We start from the raw sequence: 5,493 nt of genomic DNA on the forward strand, positions 1-5,493 counted from the left end.
GGTCTTCGGCTCTACGAGCCTTGACCGGGGGCTATCTGAATGGCACCCTTCGGGTGCTTTTTTGGCGGGGTATTACCACTCATGAGAATGTTGTACAGAGTATGAGATGCAGGGCTCTTTCTAATGCGTAACCCCTATTATCTGGTGCCACCACCGAGGGCTTTGTAGAGGTTGATATGGGATTGGAGAAGCCCTAGTTGGTCGGCATAAGAGCCCATCTCGGCATTGAGGAGCTGTTGCTGGCTGGTGAGCACCTCTAGGTAGGTGCCATTGCCGAGGGTCATCAGCTTCATGGTCATATCGGTAGCTTGGTGTAACGACTCTAGTTGCTTCTTGCGGAAGCCTATCTTAGTGCGGTACGCCTCTATCCGATAGAGCTGGTTGCTCACCTCAGCACCAGCCGCTATGAGGGTCTGCTGAAATTGTATCGTTGCCTCCTTCTGCTTAGCCGTGGCGATACGTAGCTGGGCTACATTTCGGCCATTATTGAAGATAGGCTGGAAGAGCGAACCGATGGCATTGCCCACAAAGGTGAAGGGGTCTACAATCACCCCACCAAGGGCATTGGTCCAGGAGCCATTGGCGGTTAGCTTGATAGAGGGGAGGAAGTCGGCCCGAGCTCTATTGGTACCATAGTAGGCCATCACTAGTCGCTCCTCAGCCATCTGCACATCAGGGCGAAGGGCTAGGAGGTCCACTGGCACTCCAAGGTCCGTGTCGAAGTGAGGGATCCTCTCGCTATCCATCGATCCCCTCTCTATCTGCTGTGGTGGAAGATGAAGTAGGGTGGCGAGGGCATTTTCTGTCACTCTCCTCTGAGTCTTAAGCTCTGCCAGCACATCAAGTAGTCCAAAGGTCTGTGCCTCTGCCTGTGCAATAGCAGCTTCGGTGACTCTCCCTGTCTCCTTTAGCAGTCGGAGCACTCTGATATTCTCTTTCCAGGTAGCCACCGTCTTCTCTGCCACGCCTATCTGGGCATCAAGCGTCAATAGCGTGTAGTAGCTATTGGCCACTGCAGCGATGATATTGGTCTGTACCAGATAGGTCTGAGCCTCTGCAAGTCGGGTCTGAGCTTTTTGTTGCTCCAGACTATTGCGAAGCTTCCCGAAGAGGTCAATTTCCCAACTGGCGGTGATGGGGAGATTGTAGCTCCACACTTCGGTATTATAGCTGTATTGCCCCGATGGTGCTGCAGAGATATTGGGAAGGAACCCTAGCTTGGCGGATAGCAATGCCGCCTTGGACTGCTCTAGCCCTAGCTGGGCGATGCGGATATCGGCATTGCGCTCTAGAGCGGTCTTGATCAGCCTTTTCAGTTGAGGATCACTAAAAAAGTCTTGCCACGAAAGGGCGGCAATATTTTGATCTGTTGCTAGTACTGTGTCATTGGGCAGAGTGGGAGCTCTGAAAAGTCGCTCCGCCGTGATCTCCTCTGGGCGCTGGTAGCTCCCATAGATACCGCAACTAGAGAGAAGTAGCGGCATCAGGGAGAGACATAAGTAGAGACATGGGATATACTTATTCTTCATCTTTCGAATCATCTTTAGTTTCAAATTGGATGGGGTGGATCCGCTCTTGCCAGTTTTGGGCAATGTAGTAAAGCCCAGGCACAAAAATTACCTGCAATAGCACACCTATCAGCATACCACCCACAGCAGCTACACCGAGCGAGAAGTTGCCTGCAGCACCTGCACCTGTGGTAAACATAAGTGGCAGGAGGCCTATGATCATCGCTAGGGAGGTCATGAGAATAGGTCGCATACGCTCTGCAGAAGCCGTGATGGTCGCCTCCAGTATGCTATAGCCTTGGTGGCGGTGCTGGCGGGCATACTCCACGATCAGCACGCCATTCTTGGCGAGTAGGCCTATGAGCATGATCATTGCAATCTGTACGTAGATATTATTCTCCACGCCAAAGATCATTGCGAACATAAAGGTGCCCATCAGCCCAAAGGGTACTGACAGTATCACCGCAAGTGGTAGCACGAAGCTCTCGTACTGAGCAGCTAGAAGTAGGTAGATAAATACAAGTGAGAGCAGTAGCACCATCACGGTAGAGCCTGCTCCACCACCCTTTTGCTCCTCACGGGTAAGGCCAGAGAACTCGTAGGCCACGCCCGATGGTAGGGCACTTGCGGCCACCTCTTCAACCGCCTTGATAGCTTCTCCCGATGAGTAACCAGGGGCTGGCGTGGCATTGACGTTGATCGAATTAAATAGATTAAATCGATTGATCACCTGCGGGCCATATACCTTCTCAAGCGAGATAAACTGACTGATAGGAGCCATACCTTGAGGCCCTCTCACATAGATCTTTTGGAGATCAGAGAGGTTGGCCCTATCCTCTGGCCCGGCTTGTAGGTACACCCTATAGAGGTACCCAAAGGCATTGAAGTTGGAGGCATACATACCGCCAATGTAGCCCTGAAGGGTGGAGTAGATTGTCTGTGGCGAGATCCCTGCCATCTTGAGCTTAGCTGCATCTACATCCACGCGGTACATAGGGAAGCTAGGGTTGAAAGTGGTAAAGGCAGCTGCTATCTCGGGTCGCTGATTGAGGGCGGCAATATAGCCTACTGCAATATTATAGAAGTCCGATAACTCCCGACCATTGGTATCCTGGAGATCCATCTGCACACCACCCGAGGCACTATACCCTGGAATAGTCGGTGGCACAAAGGCCATAAGGCGAGCATTGGGGAGGGTGGCAAACCTCTGCATGATCCTCTGCTGCACGGCAGCCGAACTATTCTTTTTGGAGGGGCGCTCACTCCACGGCTTGAGCTGTACGATAAGGGTGGCATAAGAGCTGCCGACCCCACTCATCAGTCCAAATCCAGCAAACTCTGTTACCGACTCTACCTCTGGGAATTGGTGGATCACCTTGCTCACCTCGTAGAGTACCTTGGTACTCTCTTCTAGTGAAGCACCTGGCTGAAGGCTTACCTGAGCCAGTACTACACCATTATCCTCTTCAGGCACAAAGCCAGTGGGGGTATTGCCTACTAGTAGTGCTGTGATGATGAGTGTTGCCACTACCGCAATCGAGGTGAGTAGCTTGCGAGGGGCGATCCTGTTTAGGGCACCTCTGTACTTGCCGAGCAGGCGATTGTAGGAGGTGTTGAAGGCTATGTGGAAACGCTCTATAAACTTGGGCTTCTTGCCACTTTCGTCGCTAGCAGGCTTTAGGAATAAGGCACATAGTGCTGGGGTGAGGGTGAGGGCGTTGACACCAGAGAGGGCTATCGCGATCGCCATGGTGATACCAAACTGCCGGTAGTAAACTCCAGAGACACCGCCAATAAAGCTCACAGGGATAAATACAGCCATCATCACCATGGTGATAGAGAGGATCGCTCCACCTATCTCCTCCATCGCCTTGATGGAGGCAGCTTGTGGGCTTTTGTATCCATGGTCGAGCTTGGCGTGTACCGCCTCTACCACCACGATGGCATCGTCTACCACAATAGCAATCGCTAGCACCAGAGCACTCAGCACCAGTAGATTGATGGAGAAGCCAAAGAGCTGTAGGAAAAAGAAGGTACCTATCAGTGACACTGGGATGGCAATAGCTGGAATAAGGGTGCTTCGGAAGTCTTGGAGGAATATGTAGACCACAAGCATCACCAAGAGGAATGCTTCAAGCAAGGTCCGTAGCACATTGCCCATAGCAGCGTAGAGGAAGTCATTGACATTCATGCCGTAGGAAATACTTAAGCCAGGTGGGAGGTCTTTCTTTACCTCCTCCATCAGCGCCTCTATATCTTTTACCACTTGGGTAGCATTGGAGCCTGCAATCTGGTTAACCCCGATATTGATAGAGGTTTTGCCATCGCGCGATGCCACCACTGAGTAGTAGAGGGCCCCTAGCTCCACATCCGCTACATCCTTGAGGCGGAGGAGCTGACCATTGGCATCGGCTCGTAGGATGATATTGCCAAATTCATCGGCATTCTTAAGGCGTCCTCTAGTGGTGAGGGCATACTCAAAAGCTTGATTGCCCTGTGCACCCAACTGACCAGGAGCCGCCTCAATATTTTGCTCCTGCAGTGCCATCATCACATCGGCAGGGATCAATCCATACTGAGCCATCACATCGGGCTTCAGCCAGATACGCATGGTGTAGGTCTTGGCTCCTAGTACCGAGGCCTCTCCCACACCAGGCACACGCATGATCTGGGGGAGGATATTGATATCTACATAGTTTTGCAGAAAGAGGTCGTCGTATCGATCATCGGTATCCTCGATAGCAATACGGAGCAGTGTACTACTCTGTCGTTTATTGACACTCACCCCCGACCTTGTCACCTCGGCTGGGAGTAGTGCCTGAGCACGTGTCACACGGTTTTGTACATTGACCTGTGCCATATCGGGGTCGATATCTGGGTCGAAGTAGATCGTAATCGAGCCAGAGCCAGCGTTGCTGGCGCTGGAGGTCATGTGGGTCATACCCTCCACGCCATTGATCGCTTCCTCAAGGGGCGAGAGCACTGCATTCACCACCGTCTCGGCATCGGCTCCTGGATAGAAGGCTTGGACTGATATGGTAGGTGGTGCTATATCGGGGTAGCGCTCTACTGGTAGGCTAGTGATGCCTATCAGTCCCAGTAGCACGATGATGATAGAGATGACCGAGGAGCGGACTGGTCGCTTGATAAATCCGTCTAGTTTCATTACCGCTCCTCCATTTGATATTTAATCTTCATGCCCTCCCGGAGGGTTACAGCACCATCGAGTACCACTTTATCGCCAGCCGACAGACCAGAGGTAACAATGTAGTTTTGTCCATCATTTTGTGGCAGTAGCTCTATCCCTCGTGCGGTGACGTTGCCTTCATTGTCCACAACGTAGATAAATGAATTCTTCTGTAGCTGGAAGGTGGCTAGCTGTGGCACCTCAATAGCATTCTCAATCACGTTGGGGATGATCACCTCGCCCGTAGCACCACTGAGAAGTATGCGGTCTGGGTTGGGGAAGAGCACGCGCACATTGAGCGAACCAGTGGTGGGGTTGAGTACTCCGCTCACCGTCTCTAGCACGCCTTTGTGTGGGTAGAGCGTGCCATCAATAAGGCGAAGCTCAATACCGCCAATAGAGGAGATGCCCTCCTTGAGCCCTCCATGGGCACGAGAGAGTGCGAGGAATTGCCTTTCGGTGATAGAGAAGTGGGCATACATCTCGCTGATATCGCTCACCGAGGTGAGGGGCTGTGGCATCTGTGGCGACACGAGACTTCCCACGCGGTATGGGATGCTACCCACCACGCCATCGGTAGGGCTTACCACACGGGTGTAGGAGAGCTGTTTCTGGGCACTCGCCAATTGAGCCTTGGCACTGGCAAGTGAGGCCTTGGCGGTGGCGAGTTGGTTTTCGCTTGATTGGAGTGCGTAGTCCCCGATGATATTTTCGCTGGCTAGCTGGCGATTGTTCTTGGCCGTTAGCTCGGCAGTTGCCACTTGCGACTCAGCTACAGCCACAGCTGCCTTGGCAGCA

3 protein-coding genes are annotated in these 5,493 nt (G+C 52.6%); all 3 read right to left on the bottom strand.

The features are described from left to right. Positions 1-137: 137 nt before the first annotated feature. A complete protein-coding gene (locus QVO39_RS04545; protein WP_021903197.1) occupies positions 138-1,529 on the bottom strand; it encodes a TolC family protein in 1,392 nt (463 codons plus the stop codon). Further along, entirely contained in the window at positions 1,519-4,674 is a 3,156-nt protein-coding gene (locus QVO39_RS04550) for an efflux RND transporter permease subunit (RefSeq protein ID WP_021903198.1), read from the bottom strand. The genes QVO39_RS04545 and QVO39_RS04550 overlap by 11 nt, the downstream gene beginning before the upstream one ends. Beyond that, a partial coding sequence (locus tag QVO39_RS04555) for an efflux RND transporter periplasmic adaptor subunit (RefSeq protein ID WP_288171760.1) occupies positions 4,674-5,493 on the bottom strand: 820 nt, incomplete at its 5' end. The genes QVO39_RS04550 and QVO39_RS04555, both read right to left, overlap by 1 nt.

Source organism: Porphyromonas sp. CAG:1061 (genome assembly GCF_000435035.1).
Lineage (GTDB): Bacteria > Bacteroidota > Bacteroidia > Bacteroidales > Porphyromonadaceae > Porphyromonas_A > Porphyromonas_A somerae.

Excerpts from the sequence above, each read along its gene's own strand:
- QVO39_RS04545 (WP_021903197.1), bottom strand. The coding sequence starts at position 1,529 with ATGAAGAATAAGTATATCCCATGTCTCTACTTATGTCTCTCCCTGATG.
- QVO39_RS04550 (WP_021903198.1), bottom strand. The coding sequence starts at position 4,674 with ATGAAACTAGACGGATTTATCAAGCGACCAGTCCGCTCCTCGGTCATC.